The following is a 19077-nucleotide window of genomic DNA, read 5'->3' on the forward strand; positions in this document are numbered from 1 at the left end:
CACCTCCGACCGGCAATGGCGGCGGAGACGACAATGCACTAACTATATACCCGGACCACCCGGTGGGGGCTGCTCAGCAGCACACCAGGAGACGGCGCGATCCGTGCGTCGAGCCCCAGCTCGCCCACCACGACATAATCGGCGAGCTGCTCGGCATCGATGACGCCCATCGCCGCGAGCAACCCGAGCGCGACCGGCAGGTCGTAATGCGATCCCTCCTTGGGCAGGTCAGCTGGCGACAGGTTCACGGTGATCCGTTTGGGTGGCAGCGCGAGGCCGAGCGCGGCGACGGCGGCACGCACCCGCTCGCGGCTTTCGGCCACCGCCTTATCCGCCAGCCCCACAATGAAAAAGGCCGGCAGGCCCGGCGCCAATTGCACCTGCACCTCGACGGAGCGAGCCTCCAACCCCAGATAAGCGACGGTCGATACGATCGCGACCACGATGCCCCCCTGCTCAGCAGTCGTTCATAACCATGGCGTAAGCCCAAGCGAAAGCCTTTCGAGAGTTTATGCCACGCGCCCGAAGCAGCCCTACCACCCGAACCGTGTTGACCGGCACCGGAGTCGCGCTGATCGTGTTGTCGCCTGTCGTTGGGATCATCCCCGGACCCGGCGGCATCCCGGTGTTCGCAGCGGGGCTTGCGCTTGCACTAAAAAATTCGGACCGCGCGAAGCGGCTGTTCGTTCGCGCTAAGCGACGCTGGCCTAAGCTCGGGGAGCTTGCCGACCTGGGGCTACGGCGCGGTTCGGCCAAGCGCCGGCGGGCCAAGGCGAAGGAAAGCGAGACCGCCGATTGACTTGGCACGCCACCCCAGCTATGCGGCGCGCCTAATTTGCCGCCCATGAGGCGGCTTTTTCGATTTAGGGAATGAGTGATGAAGCGGACCTTTCAGCCGAGCAATCTGGTGCGTGCCCGTCGCCACGGCTTCCGCGCGCGGATGGCGACGGTGGGCGGCCGCAACGTGTTGCGTGCCCGCCGCGCCCGTGGCCGCAAGAAGCTGTCAGCCTGACAACGCTCACCAAACGCCGCGATTTCCTCTCGGCGAACCAGGGCAAGCGCGCGCCGATGCCCGGCTTCGTATTGCTCGCTCTTGATCGGCGCGATGCCGATCCAGCGATACGAGTGGGGTTCACCGTAACCAAGAAAATCGGCGGCGCGGTAGTCCGCAATCGCCTTAAGCGCCGCCTGCGCGCGCTCGCCCGCGAGGTGCTACCCGAGCGCGGCCTCGCGGGCCATGATCATGTGCTGATTGGCCGACAGGACGGAGTGGAACGCGATTATGCGCTGCTCCGCGCCGAGCTGGTGAAGGCGCTTGGAAAGCTGGCGCGGTGAGCCGGCTCCTCATCCTTCTTGTCCGCCTGTGGCAGCTCGGGCCGTCGGTCATTCTGCCGCCCAGCTGCCGCTACACACCTTCTTGTTCGGCCTATGCAATCACCGCGCTTCGCCGCTATGGCGCGCGCAAAGGCTCGTGGTTGGCGGCGCGGCGCATCCTGCGCTGCCACCCATGGGGCGGGCATGGCTATGATCCGGTGCCGTAGGCGCTGGCTGGGGACGTTCGAGTGAAAGACGATCAACGCAATCTGGTGCTTTTCATCGTGATCGCCGGCCTGATCCTGATCGGGTGGCAGTTCGTCGTCACCCGCTTCCTGCCACCCGCGCGTCCACCGGTTACCAAGATCGAGGCGGGCCAGACCAAGATAGTGAAAAGCGCCGCGACCGATCCGGCAGCCGACAGCGCCGCCGCCGCGAAAAGCCGCGAGGCAGTTTTAAGCGAGACTCCGCGGGTGCGGATCGATACGCCCTCGCTCAAGGGCTCGCTCAACCTGCGCGGCGCGCGGCTCGATGACCTGGTGCTGCTGCGCCACCGCGAGACGATCGCCAAGAATTCACCCTTTGTCCGCCTGCTCTCACCCTCGGGCGCGCCGCGCGCCTATTTCGCGAGCTGGGGCTGGGGCGGCGACGGGGTGACCGTGCCGGGCCGAGACACTGTTTGGACGGCGGACTCGACGGTACTCACCCCGCAAAAGCCGGTGACGCTCACCTATACAAACCCGCAAGGGGTACGCTTCCAGCTGCAATTCGCGGTCGACGCGAATTACATGTTCAGCGTCCGCCAGTCGGTCGCCAATCCCAGCGCCCAGGCGGTGAAGCTGCGCCCCTATGCGCTGATCTCGCGCAACGGGTTGCCACATGAGCTTGACACATGGACCAATCATGTCGGCCCGGTCGGCGTGTTCGGGCGTGGCGCCAATTACGACATCACTTACCCCAACCTCCAAGGCCAGAGCCCCAGCTTTTGGGGCCGCATCTTTGGGTCGAATGCCAAGGCGGGCGAGAATTATTTCGATCACCAAGGCGGTTGGCTGGGGTTTGGCGACATTTATTGGCTCACCGCGCTGATCCCCGACCAGGGAGCGCAGGTCCATGCCGGATTCAAAGGCGCGGGCGAAACGTTCCAGGCCGATTACACGCAGAACCCGATAACCGTTCCCGCAGGCCGCGTAGCGATGCAGACCAGCCGCTTCTTCGCTGGCGCCAAGGAAGTCGAACTGATCGACGGCTATCAAGACAAGGGCGGGATCGAAAATTTCGACAAGGCGATCGACTGGGGTTGGTTCCGGATCATAGAAAAACCGATCTTCTATTATCTTGATCTGCTGTCGAAACTGATCGGCAATTTCGGCGTGGCGATCATCGCGCTGACGATCACGGTGCGTGGCCTGCTCTTCCCGATCGCCCAGCGCCAGTTCGCCTCGATGGCGAAGATGAAGGCGATCCAGCCCAAGCAGAAGGCGATCCAGGAGCGCTTCGCCGACGACAAGGCACGCCAGCAGCAGGAGATCATGGCGCTCTATAAGGCCGAAGGCGTGAACCCGCTGGCTGGTTGCCTGCCGGTGCTGCTGCAAATTCCGATCATGTACGCGCTCTACAAGGTGCTGCTGCTGACGATCGAAATGCGCCATCAGCCTTTCGCGCTGTGGATTCACGATCTGTCGGCGCCCGACCCAGCGACGATCCTCAATGGCTTCGGTACCTTTGGCTATAGCCTGCCACCGTTTCTGGCGATCGGCGTGATCCCAGTGCTGCTCGGCATCTCGATGTACTTCCAATTCAAGCTCAACCCCGCGCCGATGGACGAAGCGCAGAAGCAGGTCTTCGCGATCATGCCTTGGATGCTGATGTTCGTGATGGCGCCGTTCGCGGTGGGGCTGCAACTGTACTGGATCACGTCGAACGTCCTTACCATCCTCCAGCAGCGGCTGCTCTATGCGCGGCATCCGGAGATGCTGGCGCCCGCCAAATGAGCATGTCGGACGAAGCGCTTGAGGCAGCGCGCAAGATTTTCGCCGGGCCGATCGGTTTCCTTCGCTCCGCGCCGAGCCTGGAATTCCTGCCCGATCCGGTGGCGCCGGAGATCGCCTTCGCAGGCCGATCGAATGTCGGTAAATCCTCGCTGCTCAACGCGCTATGCGGCCGCAATGCCCTTGCGCGCACTTCGAACACGCCGGGCCGCACGCAGGAGTTGAACTTCTTCGATGTCGGCGGTGAGCCGCCGCTGCTGCGGCTGGTCGATATGCCCGGCTATGGCTTCGCCAAGGCGCCCCCAGCGATCGTGAAGAGGTGGCGCTATCTGGTGAACGATTTCTTGCGCGGCCGCGCGGTGCTGAAACGCACGCTGGTGCTAATCGACGCGCGCCACGGGGTGAAGCCGGTCGACCGCGAGATGCTCGACATGCTCGACAAGGCGGCGGTGAGCTACCGGCTGGTGCTGACCAAAGCCGACAAAATCAAGGCGAGCGAGCTCGACGCGGTGTTCCGCGCCACCGCCGCCGAAGCGCGCGCGCGCCCGGCCGCACATCCCGAGATCCTCGCCACCTCCAGCGAAAAGGGCATGGGCATCGCCGAACTGCGCGCGGCGGTGCTCGAGGCGGTCGATCCCGCGTTGCTGGGCTAGCGCGGCTCGATCCGCCCGGCTAAGCCTGCGGCCCATGAAGCTCATCATCGGCAACAAGGCCTATTCTTCCTGGTCGCTGCGCGGCTGGCTCGCGTGCAAGCAATCCGCGCTGCCTTTCGAGGAAGCGGTGGTGCCGCTGTTTGACGCCGATTGGGACCAGCGCCGCCAGGGCGACGAATTCGCCCCCTCCAGCGGCAAGGTGCCGGTGCTGTGGGATGGCGAGGTGGTGGTGTGGGACAGCCTCGCCATCGTCGAATATCTCAACGAGAAATCGGGCGGCGACAAATTCTGGCCGCAAGACGCGGCGGCGCGGGCGATGGCGCGATCGATGGCGGCGGAGATGCATTCGGGTTTCGGCGCTTTGCGCCGGGAATGCCCGATGAACATCCGCCAGGCCTTTCCCCCGCGCGAGCAGAAGCCCGAAGTGCTTGCCGATCTTCAGCGGATCATGGAGCTTTGGGCACAAGCCCGCGCCCGGTTCGGCGGCGACGGCGATTTCCTGTTCGGCGCGTTTGGCGCGGCCGACATTATGTTCGCGCCCGTCTGCACGCGCATCGTCACTTGGTCGCTGCCCGTAGCCCGCTTCGCGCCCGCATATATCGACGCGGTTCTGCACCACCCCTTCCTTCAAGACTGGATCGCCGCCGCGCAGGAAGAGGAGTGGGTAATCGAACAATATGAGACGCCAGCACGGACCTAGCGCAGCCGTTTCGTCGGATAGGGCGTCCCATCCTTGTGGAAATGGCCGTCCGCGCTGAACGTCATATCGATGTCCGAATAGCTTCCTCTGCCATCCCGGTCGCCCGCCGAAATGGCGATGAACACGGCGTCGTCGGCGCTCCGGTTCACCAGATGGTGACCGTTCGCCACCCCCTTGGGCCAGACCGCGACATCGCCCGCGCGAAGCAACGTCTCGCCGCCATCCTCGATCAGCACCGCCTCGCCCGCCAGCATCGCCACCAGCTCGTCCTCAGCCGCGTGCCAATGGCGCTGCGACGACCAGGCGCCGGGCTTGAGCACGACATGGCTCACGCCGAACTCGGTGAGCCCGCCTGCGGGCGCCAGGCGGCGCCACCAGCGGCCCGCGACGGGCGCGTCGAAAGGCGGCGGATAACCGGTCGCGTTGCTTTGGGGGATTGATGCGAGGTCGAGCTTGGGCAAGGGACACCTCCTATGTCCAGTCTGCCCGATCCCATCGAACTCACCAAGGCCCTGATCGCGTGTGAGAGCGTCACCCCCGCGCGCGGACCTGTGTTTGACGTGCTCGAAGCCGCGCTCGCCCCGCTCGGCTTCGCGGTCGAGCGTTTCGTGGCGGGGGAGGTGCCGGACGGGCCGGTCGAGAATTTACTCGCGGTGCGCGGTGGCGGCGGGCGACACTTCGCCTTCGCCGGGCATCTCGACGTGGTGCCGCCGGGCCAAGGCTGGACTCACGGCGCGTTCGAGCCGGTCGAAACGGGCGGATTGCTCTACGGGCGCGGTGCGGTCGACATGAAGGGCGCGATCGCCGCCTTCGTCGCCGCGGCGGCGCGCGTACCGGTCGAGGCTGGGACGCTTTCGCTGATCATCACCGGCGATGAGGAAGGCCCGGCTGTGTTCGGCACGCGCGCGCTGATGGCGCGCATGGCGGAACGCGGCCTAAAACCCGATGCCTGCCTGGTCGGCGAGCCGACCTCGGTCGACCGGCTGGGCGACATGATCAAGATCGGCCGGCGCGGATCGGTGAACATCTGGATCGACGTGCCCGGCCGCCAGGGCCATGTCGCCTATCCGCATCTGGCGGACAATCCGGTCCCGAAGCTCGTGCGTGCGCTCGCCGCGCTCGACGCGCTGGTGCTCGACGAAGGGACCGCGTGGTTTCAGCCCTCCAATCTAGAGATCACCGAGCTGGAGGTGGGCAATCCCGCGACCAATGTGATACCGGCCCGCGCCAAGGCGCGGCTGTCGATCCGCTTCAACGACCGCCACCGGGGCGATGCCCTGGCCGACCGGGTAGCGGCGATCGTGCGAGAGCACGCGCCAGAGGCCGTCATCATCCCGCGCGTCTCGGGCGAGGCGTTCCTTACGCCGCCCGGAGCGCTCTCCACGCTGGTTGCTCGCGCCATCGAGCAGCGCACCGGCATCGCGCCCGAACTCTCGACCACTGGAGGCACCTCCGACGCGCGTTTCCTGTCGGCGTTATGCCCCGTGGTCGAGTTCGGGCTGGTCAATGCAACGATGCACAAGCTCGACGAGGCGGTGGCGATCGACGATCTGCGGGTGCTTACAGACATTTACGCCGATATCGCCGCCGCCGCGCTCAGCGAAAGCTCCGCCGCGACAGATCAATGACCATCGCAACCAGGACGACGAGCCCGGCGCCCCCGCCGAACGCCACCGCTGCCGACGGATCGCGTGCCACCGCAACTCGGAACGGCAGCACCCAAGGAAACCAATCCGCCTGATCCGTCTGCGTGATCGCGACAGCGAGCGCGACCAAGGTGCCGCCTACGCCGACTCCGAGCGGCACGACGAAGTTGGCAAAGCGCATCGCCGCCCAGAGTTGCAATGCTGTCATGAGCAACCCCGCTACAAGCACCTGGCCCAGGTGCGTGGCCCAACTCGCCCATAGCAGTGGCCCCACCGGCATCCTGCCACTCAATAGCCCCCCGGCGCTTGCCCCGACGAGCGCGAACACAATCATTAGCACGCTCATCAACGCCACCGCCGCAAGCACGACCAAGGCCTTTGCAGTGAACACCCGCCAGCGCGCGATCGGCAGCGCGAGCAGATGATCCCAGCCCCGACCGCGATATTCGATCTGTGCCACCAGCGTGCTGAACACCGCGAGACACATCGGCAACAGGAACAGCGTCCATAGCGGTAGCGCGAACTGGCCGATGATGCTCGCCCAGGCGGGCGCACGTTGATTAGTCGCCATCGCCAACGCCGCGAGCAGACCCGGCAGCGCCGGCGCGCACAAAGCGAACAACAGCGCGAGGGAACCGCCGAGCTTGCGCCATTCGGTGCGCAGCAGCGCGATCATGCCGCCAGCGCCTCGCTCTCGCGATAAACCTGCTCGAGCGTCCAGGGCTCGGGCACGAGCGCAAACACGGCGATGCCTGCGCCAACCAGCGCAACGTTGGCGCGCGACGTGAGCACCGCTACCTGGTCAGCCCCTGGGCAATGCAGGTGAAGCGCGCCCGCTCCCGCCGCGACCGCCTCCATTCCCAGACCCTGCAAGACCGCGACGCCCCGCGCGGCATCGTCGAGCTCGATACGCACCCGGCGACCACCCGCCTGCAGCGCGCCGATTTCGGCCTGGAGCACCAGCCGCCCGCCGCGCATCAAGCCAACCACGGTTGCGACACGCTCCACCTCGGCCAGCAAGTGGCTGGAGACGAACACTGTCGCACCAACCCGATCGGGCAGCGATTGGACCAGATCGCGCATAGCGATGATGCCGTCGGGATCGAGCCCGTTGGTCGGCTCGTCCAGCAGGAGTAGTTGCGGTGTGCCAAGCAGCGCGCGGGCCAGCGCCAGCCGTTGCTTCATCCCCAACGAATAGCCGCCCACCCGCCGCGACGCGGCCGCACGCAGACCGACAATCTCGAGCACACGAGCCACCTCGCGCTTCGGCAGGCCAAGCAACCGGCGCGTCATGTCGAGGTTCGTTTCCCCGGAAAGGTGATCGTAAAGGCTGGGGCTTTCCACAAACGCACCCACGCCGCTCAAGGCGCCACGGCGTTCGCGCGCCAAGCTTCGCCCCAGCAGCCGCACGTCGCCCGCATCTGGCCGCAACAGCCCCAACAGCAGCCGCATCGTCGTCGTCTTGCCCGCCCCATTTGGGCCGAGAAAGCCATAGATGCTTCCGGTCGGCACCCGCAGGGCCAAGTCAAAAACACCTATCCGCGCGCCGAATCGCTTGGTCAGGCTGTCCGTTTCAATGGCGAACATTACGCCGCTCTAATCAAGCTAGCGCGGGGCGGCCAGTCCTACCCCGCGAGCGCCCAACGCTTGGAGCCCTGGCTCCAAGTAATGAACGCCTCCTCCGGCATGGGCCGCGCGATGGCATAGCCCTGGATCACGTCACAGCCCATCAGCCGTAGCATCTCGGCTTGGTCCAGCGTCTCGATGCCTTCGGCCACCGCCTCGCAGCCAAGGCCATGGATCAGCCCGATCATTGCCTGCACGATCGCGCGTGCCTGGGGCTGTTCGGTAATCGGCTCGATCAGGCTTCGATCGAGCTTTACCCGATCGACCGGCAAGCTACTGAGCCGCGCGAGATTCGAATAGCCGGTGCCAAAATCGTCGATTGCGATCCGCGCCCCGTCGTCGCGCAGCGCGGTGATCGCGGCGAGCGTCTCGTCACCGCAATGCATCGCCAGCGTCTCGGTGATCTCCAGCTCGAGCAGCCGCGCGGGCGCGTCGGCGGCGCGCATCGCCGCGCGCAGCTGGTGGAAGAACTGCGATTGATCAAGTTGGCGCGCCGAAATGTTGATCGCGAGGCGCTGCTCGATCCCCATCCGTCCCCAGCGGGCAATGGTTTCAGCGATCGTTTCGATCACCCATTCGCCGATCTCCAAGATCAGACCGGTTTCCTCAGCGCGCTTGATGAAGCTGCCGGGCAGTGTCAGCCCTAAGCGCGGATGCTGCCAGCGCAGCAGTGCTTCAGCAGCAACGATCTCGCCCGTGGCTGCGGCAACCTGTGGCTGGAAAGCGAGCGAGAATTCGCGCCGGTCGATCGCGGCGCGCAGATCAGCCTCGAGCTGGGCACGTTCGGCAAGCTCGTGCGCCAGCTTATCGCTGAACATTTCGACCCGTCCGCGACCGCGGGCTTTTGCTTCGTACATCGCGGCATCGGCCGCGCGCATCAGATCGGTTAGGTTCGCGCCATGGTCCGGCCGCCAGGCCACGCCGATCGAGGCCCCGATCGACACGTCGGTATCGGCCAGCTCGAAACTCTCGGACAGCGCGAAGAGAACGCCGCGCGCGACGCGTTCGGCGGCCAGTTTGTCGGCGAGCTGCGGCAGGAACAGGGTGAACTCGTCCCCCGCCAGCCGGCCGAGCAACGGCGCGGGTGCTCCCTCCACGGCGAAGCGCTCGGCGACCGCCCGCAGGCGGTTGGCGACCATGGCGAGCAGCATGTCGCCCATCGCGTGGCCGAGGGTATCGTTTACCGACTTGAAGCGATCGAGATCGACGAACAGTAGCGCAGCCCGCTGGTCAGCGGTCACGTCGCAGAGCAGCCGCTCGGCGCCGCGACGAAAATGGGTGCGGTTTGGCAGCCCCGTCACCGGGTCGAACATCGCCAGCCGATGGACGCTCTCGAGATTGGCGGCGACCTGACGGAATAGCACGTCGATCGCGTTGCCGAGCTTCGGCACGCGTTCCCCGACCAGCCGGGGCAAGGGCGAGTCCAGATCGCCATGGCCGGCACGTTCGAGCCGCGCGATCGCGGCATCGATCGCCTCTGCAACACTCGCCAGCTGGCGCTGTGCCGAGGCCCAGCAGAAGGTAGCACATACGATGGCGGGGATCAGCGCGTGGGCGATGCTCTCGCGGTCGAGCTGGCCGTCAAACGTCGCCGCCAGAGCCAGCACGAAGGCGACAAGCCCCGCGCAGAGCGCGAACGTAAAAGCTCGGCCTTTGAGCGACGCACCAGCCATCGATCGACAGAAACCTTACCAAGCGCGGGCTTGATGCACGTCACTTGCCTCCCCGTGCTGCCCGAAACAGGTTAACAATTCGTCCCTTTGGGACGTCGCAGCACCAGATAGAGCGCGCCGGCACCGCCGTGGCGGGGATGCGCCGCGCGCACCGCGGCAATCGACCCGGCGTGGCGCGATGCGGCGAGCCAGTCTCCGACCGCGGCACGGATGCGCCCGCGCGCATGGGGACGCTCGCTCTCCGGGCGGGGCGGGCGGCCGGTAACAAGCAGCAGCAGGCGATCACCGCGTAGGATCGCCCGCGCGAGTGCTTGATCGAGAGCGTGATAAGCGCTGTCGAGCGTATGGCCGTGAAGATCGATGCTGCTATCGGGCGCGACCAGGCCTCGCGCGAGGCGGCGGTCCCAGCTCGCGTCAAGCGTGGTGCCGGGCGCGGGCGCGCGTGGGGGGACGGGCTTGGCATGTCGGACCGGAGTCGCTGCAGGCGGTGGTGACGCAGCGCGACTGGCGGATGAAGGCACCGCCGCGACTTCCGGTACGAGCGGGGGCGTCGGCGCCAGCGGGCGCACGCTGGCGATCACGCGCCGCCATAGCGCCGCTTCCTCAGCGCTGAGGCGTCGCCCCGCCAAGCGAACCTCCGTTCCGCGCGAGTGCGCCCTTGGGCAGAAGCAGCCATGCGGTTCCCCGCGCGCTCATCCCGCCGGCGATCGCGCGTGCTTCCTCGCCCGCGCCCCAATAGGTATCGACCCGGTTAGCGCCCTTGATCGCGCCTCCCGTATCTTGCGCGATCCAAATGCCACTCGCCTCGGCACGATCGAGCGACAGCAAAATTGGCGCACCCAGGGGAATGAAGCGCGGATCGGCGGCGACGCTTGCCCGCGCCAACACGGGATAGCCGAGCGCACCCTGGGGCGGACCGGACTGTTCGCGGAAGAACACATAGCTCTTATTCTCGCGCATCAGCGCCCGGCCCTGCTCTGGATTGGCGCGGAGCCACCCGATGATCCCCTGCATCGAGGCCTGACCTGGCGCGAGCAGTCCGCGCTCGCGCAATTTGGCGCCGATGCCGGTATAGTCGCGGCCGTTCTGCGTTTCATAGCCCAGCCGTACGATGCCGCCGTCGGGCAGGCGCAAGCGGCCCGATCCCTGCACCTGCAGGAAAAACAGCTCGATAGGATCGGCCGCCCAGGCGATGATCGGCGCGCGCGTTTCGATCGCACCATCCTCGATCTCGCCGCGCTCAAAATAGGGGACGAAGCGTGTGCCGTCGACGCGGCCACGGATGCGCTTACCGACGAGCGCATCGCTGAACTGACCAAGATCGACCTCGATCAAGTCGCGCGGGCGGCCATAGATCGGAACATAGCCAGGCTGGGGTTTCCGCGCGCCGGCGATCTCGGGTTCGTAATAGCCGGTCGCGAACGCCTTGCCATCGCCAACCTGCACCGCCTCGAATTGTGTGGCGAAGAAGTTCACTGCCTCGGTGTCGCGCGCAGTGCCGGCCGCGGCACAGGCTGCTTGCCAGTCGTCGGGGCGGGTCAAGCCACTCGCATCCGTGCGGCGAGCCAGCGCTGGGCAACTGGTCCGAAAGGCCGCGAGCGCGCGCGCTGCTTGCGCGGGATCAAGCGTGAGTGTTGAAAGCGACGGGCCGGCGAGCAGCCCAGCAGCAACGGCGCTCGCGACCCCGGCTCCAGGCGCTGGCGCTGGAACCGGCGGCAGCGGCGTCGCGGGAATTGGCTTGGCCACCCGCCCGACGGAAGGGCGGGAAACCGGCGCTGGCGGCACGATTTGCGCGGCACAACCGGCCAAGAAACCGGCCATGACAATGGGGGACAGGCGGATCATCATGCTTCGGGCTTAGCCAAGCCCAACAGCTTCGTCACGATGGTTCCCACGTCTCTTGGCGCGATAGGCCCCGACCCCGGGGGAGCAATCGTCCCTCCGCGCTTAGACCTCGTCGGTTTCGGCGAGCTTCCAGTTTGGATCGTTGCCACGCAGCGTGCGCATGAAGGTCCACAGCTCATGCGTCGTTACCGCGTCCGACAGCGAGCCGGCGACCACATTGCCGTCCTTGTCGCGGGTGACAGCGGCAATGTCGGCGTCGATCCGCACGGCGATCCGCGCTACCCGCCCATCGAGACGGGCATTGGTTATCAACGCGCGCTCGATTGTAACCAGCCGGTTGTCCAGCACCTGCCCCGCCGCTTCGCGCTCATCGATCGCGGCGATGAAGCTGTCGCGTACCTCGGACTCGCAAAGCCAGTCGAGCGTCTCGCGATCACCTTTCCAATAGGCATCGAGGATCATGCCATAGGCACCCTTCGCGCCATCGAGGAACCGCGACACATCGAAGCTGGGATCAGCGGCGATGATCGCGCGCAAGCCCTGCTCGGCGCCACCCTCGATCGTGCGCGGCCCCGAATCGCGTGCTTCGCCCAACGGCTCGGGCGCGCGAGCAAGCGGCAGCGGCGCGCGACGCTCCTCGGCGGGTTTTGGCAGCGGCTGCTCGTGGCCAGTCCGCTTGCCGAGCACCATGTAGAGGCGCAGCGCAAGAAAGGCAGCGACCATGATCAGCAGGACAAGGTAAACCACTGGGCCTCCAGGCATCGCAGGAACCGCCAACATAGGCGCCTTGGCCCCGGTTTCAAATAGGCCAAGCCGTGATGTTGCCCGCTGGCGTTGAACTGTGCAAGCGGCGCTGCTACGGCGCTCGCCACACGCGGCGGGCTTGATCCGCCATAATCAGAGAAAAGGGTTTTTGATGAGTGAAGATACGGCCGGCTTCGGCGGCGCGGCGACGGGCAATGGCGAACTGGGCGCCGAGGATATGCCGGTGGTCGGGATCATTTCGCAATATGTGAAGGATCTCTCGTTCGAAAACCCCAATGCGCCGGCCATTTTCCAGACGCAGGGCCAGCCGCGCATCGACGTGCAGTTCAACATCGCCGCACAACAAGTGGGGGACGATGTGCATGAAGTGGTGCTGAAGATCGACGCGCGTTCGGAGATCGACGGCAAGGTCGCGTTCGTGGTCGACCTTGCTTATGCGGGGCTGTTCGCGGTGCGCAACATCCCGGCCGAGCATCTTCAGCCCTTCATGCTGGCCGAAGCGCCGCGGTTGATCTTCCCGTTCGCCCGCCGCGTGCTGGCGGACGCGGTGCGCGACGGCGGCTTCCCGCCGCTAATGCTCGATCCGATCGATTTCGGCGCGCTGTACATGCAGCAGGCGCAGGGCCAGATCGAAGGCGACGGCGGCACGCCGGTTGGCCATGCCTGAGGGCTGTCCTGGCGACGCCCGTCTAACGCGCTGCTTCCCTGGCAGAGGCCCGGGCTCAGCATCATGCCGCACCCAACTATAGCGCTTCCTGATGGCCCTCGCCGCCGCTGGACCTCGGCCTTCGCCGGGCGAGGAGGTTGGCGAGGCTGGGGCGCCAGCGTGCGGGTAGTCCAAACCGGATGAACCTCGCCCGTGCCCTTGGATCGGTCGGCGGCCTGACGCTCGCGAGCCGCGTGCTCGGGCTGGTGCGCGACTCGTTGTTCGCGCGCTTCGTCGGCGCGGGGTTCGCGTCGGACGCGTTCCTGATCGCGTTCCGCCTGCCCAACATGTTCCGCGCCCTGTTCGCCGAAGGGGCGTTCAGCGCGGCGTTCATCCCGATGTTTAACAAGCGCGTCGCGGAGGAAGGCGGCGGGCTGAAGGCGGGGCTCGCCTTTGCCGAGGATGCATTGTCGGTACTGCTACCGGTACTGATCGCCATGCTGCTGCTGCTGGAGCTGGCGGCGTGGCCGGTCACCTTCCTGCTTTCGGGCGGGTTCGGCGATGTGAGCCCGGCGCAATTCGATTACGCGGTCGGCCTGTCGCGGCTGACCCTGCCCTATCTGCTGCTGATCTCACTCGTCTCGCTGTTTGGCGGCATCTTGAACTCGCTCCAGAAATTCTGGGTCAATGCCGCAGCACCCATCCTGCTCAATGCGACGCTGATCGCGGCGCTCCTCCTCTTCCACAGCGACCTGCCCCTTATCACCACGCGCAATCAGGCAATTGCGGTGACCGTGTCGGGTGCGCTCCAGCTCGCTTGGCTCGTCTGGGCCTGCGCCCGGGCGAAGGTCGTGCTGAAGCTCAAGCGACCGCGCTGGACGGCGGATGTCAAACGGCTGCTCGCGCTGATCGGACCGGCGGCGGCGGGCGCGGGCGCGGTACAGATCAATCTCGTCATCTCGACCGCACTCGCGGCGCGGCTGCTGCCAGCCGGGTCGGTGACATACATCTATCTGGCCGATCGGCTGAACCAGCTGCCGCTCGGGTTGGTCGGCATCGGGCTTGGCACGGTGCTGCTGCCAACGATCTCGCGCCAATTGGGCGGTGGCGAGGAAGCCGCCGCGATGGATACGCAGAACCGCGGCCTTGAACTTGCGTTGTTCTTCACCCTGCCCGCGACCGTCGCGCTGATCGTCTGTGGCCTGCCGATCGCGGCGACGCTCTACCAGCACGGCAAGTTCACCCCTGCCGATACGGTCGCCACCGCGCAAGCGCTGGCCGCTTTCTCGGTCGGCCTGCCGAGCTACATCCTCGTGAAAGTGCTCACCCCAGGCTTTTATGCCCGGCATGACACCAAGACGCCGGTGAAGTTCGCGACCTGGGCGATTGGCCTCAACATCGTCTTCAACCTAGCGCTGATCATCCCGCTTAAGCATATGGGGCCGCCACTCGCGACCGCGCTGTCGAGCAGCGCCAATGTCGCCCTGCTCTACTGGACGCTTCGGCGGCGCGGACATTTCGAGCCCGATATACAGCTGCAACGCCGCGCCTGGCGGCTCGCGGTCGCCGCGCTCATCATGGGCGCGGCGCTGTGGCCGCTCAACGCGCTTTTCCTGCCTTACACGACGGGTCCGAGTCTCACCCGCTGGGGCGCGATGGCGCTGCTGGTCGCGCTCGGCGGCTTGGTCTATGCCGTCGCCTGTTTCGTCACCCGGGCCTATCTGCCCAGCGATCTCAAAGCGGCGCTGCGCCCGCGCCGCGCCAAATCCTAAGGAGCCCCATGCGCGTCGTCTCCGGCATTCAGCCCACCGGCAATCTCCACCTTGGCAATTACCTTGGCGCGATCAAGCAATGGGTGGCGATGCAGGACGCGGTGGCCGCGCAAGGCGGCGAATGCCTGTTTTTCCTGGCTGACCTCCACGCGCTCACCCAGCCGGTGATCGCCGCCGAGCTTGCCGCCAATACGATCGACATGGCGGCGACGCTGATTGCCTGCGGGATCGATCCGGCGAAGGCGATCCTGTTCAATCAAGCGCGCGTACCCGCTCACTCGGAACTCGCCTGGATCTTGGGCGGCACCGCGCGGATGGGCTGGCTCAATCGTATGACGCAATGGAAAGACAAGGCCGGCAAAAACCGCGAGGGCGCGAGTGTCGGCTTGTTTACCTATCCCGTGCTGCAAGCGGCCGATGTGCTCGTCTATCAGGCGACGCATGTTCCCGTGGGCGAGGACCAGAAGCAGCATCTGGAACTCGCGCGCGACATCGCGACCAAGTTCAACGCTGATTTCGCGGTCGAGCTGTTCCCGCTGCCCGAACCGCTCGTCAGCGAGGCGGCACCGCGCATCATGAGCCTGCGCGATGGCAGCGCCAAAATGTCGAAGTCCGATCCCTCCGACGCCTCACGGATCAATCTGATCGACGATGACGATGCGATCGCGCAGAAGATCAAGAAGGCCAAAACCGATCCCGAGCCCTTGCCGGAATCGCTCGAAGCGCTGGCTCAGCGGCCCGAGGCGCGCAATTTGGTGACGATCTACGCCGCGCTTGCCGACGAACGCCCGGAGGCCGTGATCGCGCGCTTCGCTGGCCAGGGATTCGGGTCGTTCAAGCCCGCGCTCGCCGATCTGGCCGTGGCGGTGCTCGCCCCGATCCGCTCACGACTTTTGGCCCTGCGCGAAGACCGCGCCGCCGTGGCGCGGGCACTGGTAACTGGCGCCGAGCGTGCCGAGGCGATCGCCCGGCCAACCCTGCTCGCCGCGCAAGCGGCCGTTGGCCTGCAAGTGTAGCGGCCACCGCGAGTTTAACATGGAAACAACTGGATTTCGCCGCGCGTTCAAGCACTATTCAGTTAGCCCGTGCGATGCGTGCGGGCAGACGCACCGGCGTGTTCAGCGCCCGGTCAGCTAGGACCTTGTCGCGATGAAGAAATTTGTGATCGCCGCCGCAGCCGCTCTGGCCCTTGCCGGCTGTGCCGAACCCTTCAGCGCGCGCGTGTCGCGCTTCCAGCAACTGCCCGCGCCGCAGGGGCAAAGCTTCTATGTTCAGGCCGCCGATCCGGCGCTTCAGGGCGGGCTGGAATTCAGCCAATACGCCAATCTGGTCGCCGCCGAACTGACCCGGCAAGGCTATCGCCAGGCTGCGGACCCGACGGGCGCCGAACTGGTCGTGAAGTTCCGCTACGGCGTTGATCGCGGGCGAGAAAAGGTCGTGTCGTCGCCGGGGTTCGGCTATGGTTATGGCTATCCCTATGGCGGCTTTTACGGACGCCGGGCGTTCGTTTACGGCTTTTATGATCCGTTCTTCTATGGGCCGGGACTCGGCGAGTTTGGCGGCTTTGGCGGATCGGACGTGCGCAGCTACACCGTGTTCACCAGCGAGTTGCGGCTGGAAATCGACCGCGCCGATTCGGGCCAGCGCCTGTTCGAGGGCACCGCGCGCGCCCAGTCGGACACCGATGATTTGACCAAGCTCGTGCCCAATCTGGTCGAAGCAATGTTCACCGGGTTCCCCGGCAATTCGGGGCAGACGGTGAAGATCACTGTCGCTCCCCAAAAACGGGCGGCTTAAGCCCTGAAAAAGCGGGATTAATCACCCACACGCACGATCGCCGTCGCGAGCCGTTCGGCTTCGGCGGCGTCGTGCGTTACCATCAGGATCGGCAGCGCCAGCACGTCGCGCAGCCGCTCGATCAGCGTCATGATCTCGGCGCGGCGAGCCGCGTCGAGGAAGCTAAGCGGTTCATCCAGCAGCAAAAAGCGCGGACCCGAGAGCAACGCGCGACCAATCGCCACGCGCCGCGCCTCGCCGCCCGAAAGCGAGCGCGGCCAGCGATCGAGCAGATGGCCGATGCCGAGCAGATCCAGCACCAGCCGCGGGTCTAGCCCCTCCCCCATGCGGCGGCCATAGGCCAGGTTGCCGCGCACCCGCAGATGGGGAAACAGCCGTGCATCCTGGAACACATAGCCCGCGCGGCGCCGCTCCGGGGCAATGTCGATCCCCTCTCCGGCATCGAAAAACACCTCCCGCGCAACCTCGACGCGGCCCGCGGCAGGCCGGTGCAGCCCCGCGACCATGTTAAGCAGCGTCGTTTTGCCCGCGCCCGACGGCCCGAACACAACCGTGATGCCGGGTCCGCTTGCGAAGCGCACCGCGATCTCGCGCTCGCCGAGCACGGTCCGCACATCGACCGCGAAGACAGGATCAGACGCCATGCCGCCCCCGCCCCTGGCGCCGCGCGAGCCACTCGGCCGCGACCAACGCCGCGAGCGCCAGCGCGATGGACGCCACCGCCAGCCGCGTCACCGCCCCTTCCCCGTCCGGCGATTGCAGCGCCGAATAGATGGCGAGCGGCAGCGTCTGCGTCTCGCCGGGCACATTGCCGACAAAGGTGATCGTCGCGCCGAACTCGCCGATCGAGCGGGCGAAGCCCAGCACCAGCGCGGCGAGCACGCCGGGCAGGCTGAGCGGCACGGTGATCGTCCAGAACACCCGCCAGCGCCCGGCGCCCAGGGTGCGCGCCGCCGCTTCCAGCCGGGGATCGACCGCCTCGATCGAGAGGCGGATCGCGCGCACCATCAGCGGCAGCGCCATCACGGCGGCGGCGAGGGCGGCGCCGGTCCAACGGAAAATCAGGCTCACGCCGACGCGGGCGAGCAGCGCGCCCAGTGGTCCATCAGGCGCGAAGGCGATCAGCAGCAGCCAGCCGGTGACGACCGGCGGCAGCACCAGCGGCAGATGCACCAGCGCGTCGAGCACGATCTTGCCGGGAAAGCGCCCGCGCGCCAGCAACCACGCCAGCAGGAACGCCACCGGCAACGCCACCGCCATCGCCGCCGCGCCCACCTGCAGCGTCAGCGCGACGATCGCCGCCTCGCCCCCCGTAGCGTTCAAAGCGAGAAGCCGCGCGCCCGGAACAGCGCCCGCCCCTCGGCGCTCAACAGATAACGGCGAAAGCCCTCCGCGCTCGCCCGCGCGCCCTTCAGCCGGGCGACGGGGTAGAAAATCGGCGCATGGCTGCCCGGCGGAAAGGTCGCGAGCACGCGCACCGCGCGCGAGGCGCGGGCGTCGGTCGCATAGACGATGCCGAAGCGCGCCGCCCCGCGTTCGACCAGCGCCAGCGCCGCGCGCACATTCTCGGCCCGCACCACCCCGCGCTCGACCGCGCGCCACGCGCCGAGCGATTCGAGCGCCTGCTGGGCATAGCGCCCTGCCGGCACGCCGCTGGGGTCGGCGATGGCGAGCGGCCCGCCGCCGACCAGCGCCGCGAGCGCCCCCGTCTGCCCGATCGCCAGCCGGTCCCGGTTGGCGCGCGGCGCGATCAGCACCAGCATATTGCCCGCCAGCGTCGCCCGGCTTTCCGGTTCGATCGCACCGCGCCGCGCGAGCCAATCCATCCAGTCGCTATCGGCCGAGACGAACAGATCGGCGCGCGCCCCGCTCGCGGCCTGCCGCGCGAGCGCCGAGGAAGCGGCGAACGACAGCACCGGCCGCGCATGACCCGCCGCCGCCCAACGATCGGCGGCGTCGTTCAACACCTCCTGAAGGCTGGCGGCGGCGAGCACCAGCGGCGGGTCGTCCGCCGGCGCCGCGACGACGGGCGCGGCAAGCGCCAGCCAGGCGAGCAGGCCCAAGATCAGCCGAAGCATCGTTCCTCCGCGTGCATATATCCACCGCGATATAGCACAGCGAATGAGGGCGACCAGACTAACCCGGCACCGCGATCGGCGACCCGATGCAAGCCGCGCGTCGCCACCGGCCTCGCCATCCGGTCGTCCCTCGGGGGAAGCGGCCACGCATCGCGCGCGGCCGCTTCACCTTCATTTCTTGCCGATCTTGTCCATCGCGTCGCGGCCGTAATTGGTGATCAGCTCGCCGATCTGGCGCGCCTGATCCACCGCGCGGCTGCCTTGTTCCCGCAGGAAATCGGCCTGGATGCGCAGCACTTCGCCCACATCCTTGGCTTGCGCCGCCGCGCGCATCGCCGCGAAGGCCTGCCGGGTATTCTCCTCGGCCTGATCGAGCAGCCGCATCCCGAGCTCGCTGCCCGCCGCGGCCATGCGCTCGCCCGAGGCGCGCATCTGCTCGCCCGCCGCGCGCATCTGGGCGCCGATCTGCTCGCCCGCCCCCTGCGCGGCGTGCAAGCCTTCGTTGATCGTCTGGTTCGTGTCGGTCGCCATGAACTGTTCCTCGTTGGAGTCGTGCCGCCCGCGCGGCGGA

At 66.9% G+C, this 19077-nt stretch carries 23 protein-coding genes and 1 pseudogene; 12 read left to right on the forward strand and 12 right to left on the reverse strand.

Translation table 11 applies throughout. The features are described 5' to 3' along the window. Window positions 1-62: 62 nt before the first annotated feature. Window positions 63-443, reverse strand: a pseudogene (locus K2X73_RS13900) (magnesium chelatase domain-containing protein); the annotation flags it as partial. 104 nt (window positions 444-547) lie between these two features. On the opposite strand from K2X73_RS13900, the gene K2X73_RS13905 reads away from it, so the two are divergent. The 7 genes from K2X73_RS13905 (at window position 548) to K2X73_RS13935 (ending at window position 4658) form a co-directional block, all read left to right on the forward strand. Then, a complete protein-coding gene (locus tag K2X73_RS13905) occupies window positions 548-799 on the forward strand; it encodes a hypothetical protein (protein ID WP_294111784.1) in 252 nt (83 codons plus the stop codon). A gap of 78 nt (window positions 800-877) precedes the next feature. Then, on the forward strand, window positions 878-1012 hold the full coding sequence (rpmH, locus tag K2X73_RS13910; RefSeq protein WP_294101983.1) for a 50S ribosomal protein L34: 135 nt from the start codon (window positions 878-880) through the stop codon (window positions 1010-1012). Next, window positions 1009-1335, forward strand: coding sequence for a ribonuclease P protein component (gene rnpA / locus K2X73_RS13915; RefSeq protein ID WP_294111908.1), 327 nt, complete (start codon window positions 1009-1011; stop codon window positions 1333-1335). The genes rpmH and rnpA overlap by 4 nt, the downstream gene beginning before the upstream one ends. Then, window positions 1332-1541, forward strand: a complete 210-nt coding sequence (yidD, locus tag K2X73_RS13920; RefSeq protein WP_294111786.1) for a membrane protein insertion efficiency factor YidD — start codon at window positions 1332-1334, stop codon at window positions 1539-1541. The genes rnpA and yidD overlap by 4 nt, the downstream gene beginning before the upstream one ends. A gap of 21 nt (window positions 1542-1562) precedes the next feature. Continuing rightward, window positions 1563-3308: a membrane protein insertase YidC gene (gene yidC / locus K2X73_RS13925; protein ID WP_294111787.1), complete on the forward strand. Its 1746-nt coding sequence runs from the start codon at window positions 1563-1565 to the stop codon at window positions 3306-3308. Next, window positions 3305-3958: a ribosome biogenesis GTP-binding protein YihA/YsxC gene (gene yihA / locus K2X73_RS13930; RefSeq protein ID WP_294111788.1), complete on the forward strand. Its 654-nt coding sequence runs from the start codon at window positions 3305-3307 to the stop codon at window positions 3956-3958. The genes yidC and yihA overlap by 4 nt, the downstream gene beginning before the upstream one ends. A gap of 34 nt (window positions 3959-3992) precedes the next feature. Further along, window positions 3993-4658, forward strand: a complete 666-nt coding sequence (locus K2X73_RS13935; RefSeq protein WP_294111790.1) for a glutathione S-transferase family protein — start codon at window positions 3993-3995, stop codon at window positions 4656-4658. On the opposite strand, the gene K2X73_RS13940 is transcribed toward K2X73_RS13935, so the two are convergent. Next, complete coding sequence (locus K2X73_RS13940) at window positions 4655-5119, reverse strand: cupin domain-containing protein (RefSeq protein ID WP_294111792.1); 465 nt, start codon at window positions 5117-5119, stop codon at window positions 4655-4657. The two genes, K2X73_RS13935 and K2X73_RS13940, sit on opposite strands and share 4 nt — an antisense overlap. Window positions 5120-5131: 12 nt before the next feature. On the opposite strand from K2X73_RS13940, the gene dapE reads away from it, so the two are divergent. Next, window positions 5132-6286, forward strand: coding sequence for a succinyl-diaminopimelate desuccinylase (gene dapE, locus K2X73_RS13945; protein ID WP_294111794.1), 1155 nt, complete (start codon window positions 5132-5134; stop codon window positions 6284-6286). On the opposite strand, the gene K2X73_RS13950 is transcribed toward dapE, so the two are convergent. The 6 genes from K2X73_RS13950 to K2X73_RS13975 all read right to left on the reverse strand — a co-directional run bounded on the left by K2X73_RS13950 (window position 6255) and on the right by K2X73_RS13975 (window position 12195). Beyond that, a complete protein-coding gene (locus K2X73_RS13950; protein ID WP_294111796.1) occupies window positions 6255-6980 on the reverse strand; it encodes an ABC transporter permease in 726 nt (241 codons plus the stop codon). The genes dapE and K2X73_RS13950 overlap by 32 nt on opposite strands. After that, the gene (locus K2X73_RS13955; RefSeq protein WP_294111797.1) at window positions 6977-7891 is read right to left on the reverse strand and encodes an ATP-binding cassette domain-containing protein; all 915 of its coding nucleotides are present in this window, start codon (window positions 7889-7891) and stop codon (window positions 6977-6979) included. Before K2X73_RS13955 ends, K2X73_RS13950 begins: the two co-directional genes overlap by 4 nt. 38 nt (window positions 7892-7929) lie before the next feature. Further along, the gene (locus tag K2X73_RS13960) at window positions 7930-9603 is read right to left on the reverse strand and encodes an EAL domain-containing protein (RefSeq protein ID WP_294111799.1); all 1674 of its coding nucleotides are present in this window, start codon (window positions 9601-9603) and stop codon (window positions 7930-7932) included. A gap of 71 nt (window positions 9604-9674) precedes the next feature. Beyond that, complete coding sequence (locus K2X73_RS13965; RefSeq protein WP_294111801.1) at window positions 9675-10232, reverse strand: Smr/MutS family protein; 558 nt, start codon at window positions 10230-10232, stop codon at window positions 9675-9677. Further along, window positions 10207-11448: a murein transglycosylase A gene (locus K2X73_RS13970; RefSeq protein ID WP_294111803.1), complete on the reverse strand. Its 1242-nt coding sequence runs from the start codon at window positions 11446-11448 to the stop codon at window positions 10207-10209. The genes K2X73_RS13965 and K2X73_RS13970 overlap by 26 nt, the downstream gene beginning before the upstream one ends. Before the next feature lie 102 nt (window positions 11449-11550). Then, window positions 11551-12195 (reverse strand): Tim44/TimA family putative adaptor protein, encoded by a 645-nt coding sequence (locus K2X73_RS13975; protein WP_294111805.1) that lies wholly within the window; start codon window positions 12193-12195, stop codon window positions 11551-11553. 169 nt (window positions 12196-12364) lie between these two features. Between K2X73_RS13975 and secB the strand changes: the two genes are divergently transcribed. The 4 genes from secB to K2X73_RS13995 all read left to right on the forward strand — a co-directional run bounded on the left by secB (window position 12365) and on the right by K2X73_RS13995 (window position 16428). Further along, the gene (secB, locus tag K2X73_RS13980) at window positions 12365-12880 is read left to right on the forward strand and encodes a protein-export chaperone SecB (protein ID WP_294111807.1); all 516 of its coding nucleotides are present in this window, start codon (window positions 12365-12367) and stop codon (window positions 12878-12880) included. Between the two features lie 179 nt (window positions 12881-13059). Beyond that, window positions 13060-14631: a murein biosynthesis integral membrane protein MurJ gene (gene murJ, locus K2X73_RS13985; protein WP_294111809.1), complete on the forward strand. Its 1572-nt coding sequence runs from the start codon at window positions 13060-13062 to the stop codon at window positions 14629-14631. A gap of 8 nt (window positions 14632-14639) precedes the next feature. Beyond that, window positions 14640-15647, forward strand: a complete 1008-nt coding sequence (gene trpS / locus K2X73_RS13990; protein WP_294111811.1) for a tryptophan--tRNA ligase — start codon at window positions 14640-14642, stop codon at window positions 15645-15647. A 133-nt stretch (window positions 15648-15780) separates the two neighbouring features. Beyond that, window positions 15781-16428 carry a DUF4136 domain-containing protein gene (locus K2X73_RS13995; RefSeq protein ID WP_294111813.1) on the forward strand — a complete coding sequence of 216 codons (648 nt, stop codon included), beginning with the start codon at window positions 15781-15783 and terminating at the stop codon, window positions 16426-16428. 17 nt (window positions 16429-16445) lie between these two features. Here the strand turns inward: K2X73_RS13995 and K2X73_RS14000 are convergent, their stop codons facing one another. The 4 genes from K2X73_RS14000 to K2X73_RS14015 form a co-directional block, all read right to left on the reverse strand. After that, a complete protein-coding gene (locus K2X73_RS14000; protein WP_294111815.1) occupies window positions 16446-17072 on the reverse strand; it encodes an ATP-binding cassette domain-containing protein in 627 nt (208 codons plus the stop codon). Continuing rightward, window positions 17062-17751 (reverse strand): molybdate ABC transporter permease subunit, encoded by a 690-nt coding sequence (gene modB / locus K2X73_RS14005; protein WP_294111817.1) that lies wholly within the window; start codon window positions 17749-17751, stop codon window positions 17062-17064. The genes K2X73_RS14000 and modB overlap by 11 nt, the downstream gene beginning before the upstream one ends. After that, window positions 17748-18506 (reverse strand): molybdate ABC transporter substrate-binding protein, encoded by a 759-nt coding sequence (gene modA, locus K2X73_RS14010; protein ID WP_294111819.1) that lies wholly within the window; start codon window positions 18504-18506, stop codon window positions 17748-17750. Before modA ends, modB begins: the two co-directional genes overlap by 4 nt. A gap of 171 nt (window positions 18507-18677) precedes the next feature. Beyond that, window positions 18678-19037, reverse strand: coding sequence for a phasin family protein (locus K2X73_RS14015; RefSeq protein ID WP_294111821.1), 360 nt, complete (start codon window positions 19035-19037; stop codon window positions 18678-18680). Between the last annotated feature and the right edge of the window lie 40 nt (window positions 19038-19077).

The sequence above is a fragment of the Sphingomonas sp. genome (genome assembly GCF_019746665.1).
GTDB lineage: Bacteria > Pseudomonadota > Alphaproteobacteria > Sphingomonadales > Sphingomonadaceae > Sphingomonas.

What these genes read in the sequence shown, in the direction of transcription:
- K2X73_RS13995 (WP_294111813.1), top strand. Translation starts at nt 15,781, where the DNA reads ATGAAGAAATTTGTGATCGCCGCCGCAGCCGCTCTGGCCCTTGCCGGC.
- trpS (WP_294111811.1), top strand. Translation starts at nt 14,640, where the DNA reads ATGCGCGTCGTCTCCGGCATTCAGCCCACCGGCAATCTCCACCTTGGC.
- K2X73_RS13960 (WP_294111799.1), bottom strand. Translation starts at nt 9,603, where the DNA reads ATGGCTGGTGCGTCGCTCAAAGGCCGAGCTTTTACGTTCGCGCTCTGC.
- K2X73_RS14015 (WP_294111821.1), bottom strand. Translation starts at nt 19,037, where the DNA reads ATGGCGACCGACACGAACCAGACGATCAACGAAGGCTTGCACGCCGCG.
- secB (WP_294111807.1), top strand. Translation starts at nt 12,365, where the DNA reads ATGAGTGAAGATACGGCCGGCTTCGGCGGCGCGGCGACGGGCAATGGC.
- K2X73_RS13970 (WP_294111803.1), bottom strand. Translation starts at nt 11,448, where the DNA reads ATGATCCGCCTGTCCCCCATTGTCATGGCCGGTTTCTTGGCCGGTTGT.
- yihA (WP_294111788.1), top strand. Translation starts at nt 3,305, where the DNA reads ATGAGCATGTCGGACGAAGCGCTTGAGGCAGCGCGCAAGATTTTCGCC.
- rpmH (WP_294101983.1), top strand. Translation starts at nt 878, where the DNA reads ATGAAGCGGACCTTTCAGCCGAGCAATCTGGTGCGTGCCCGTCGCCAC.
- K2X73_RS14000 (WP_294111815.1), bottom strand. Translation starts at nt 17,072, where the DNA reads ATGGCGTCTGATCCTGTCTTCGCGGTCGATGTGCGGACCGTGCTCGGC.
- modA (WP_294111819.1), bottom strand. Translation starts at nt 18,506, where the DNA reads ATGCTTCGGCTGATCTTGGGCCTGCTCGCCTGGCTGGCGCTTGCCGCG.
- murJ (WP_294111809.1), top strand. Translation starts at nt 13,060, where the DNA reads ATGAACCTCGCCCGTGCCCTTGGATCGGTCGGCGGCCTGACGCTCGCG.
- K2X73_RS13955 (WP_294111797.1), bottom strand. Translation starts at nt 7,891, where the DNA reads ATGTTCGCCATTGAAACGGACAGCCTGACCAAGCGATTCGGCGCGCGG.
- dapE (WP_294111794.1), top strand. Translation starts at nt 5,132, where the DNA reads ATGTCCAGTCTGCCCGATCCCATCGAACTCACCAAGGCCCTGATCGCG.
- K2X73_RS13935 (WP_294111790.1), top strand. Translation starts at nt 3,993, where the DNA reads ATGAAGCTCATCATCGGCAACAAGGCCTATTCTTCCTGGTCGCTGCGC.
- K2X73_RS13950 (WP_294111796.1), bottom strand. Translation starts at nt 6,980, where the DNA reads ATGATCGCGCTGCTGCGCACCGAATGGCGCAAGCTCGGCGGTTCCCTC.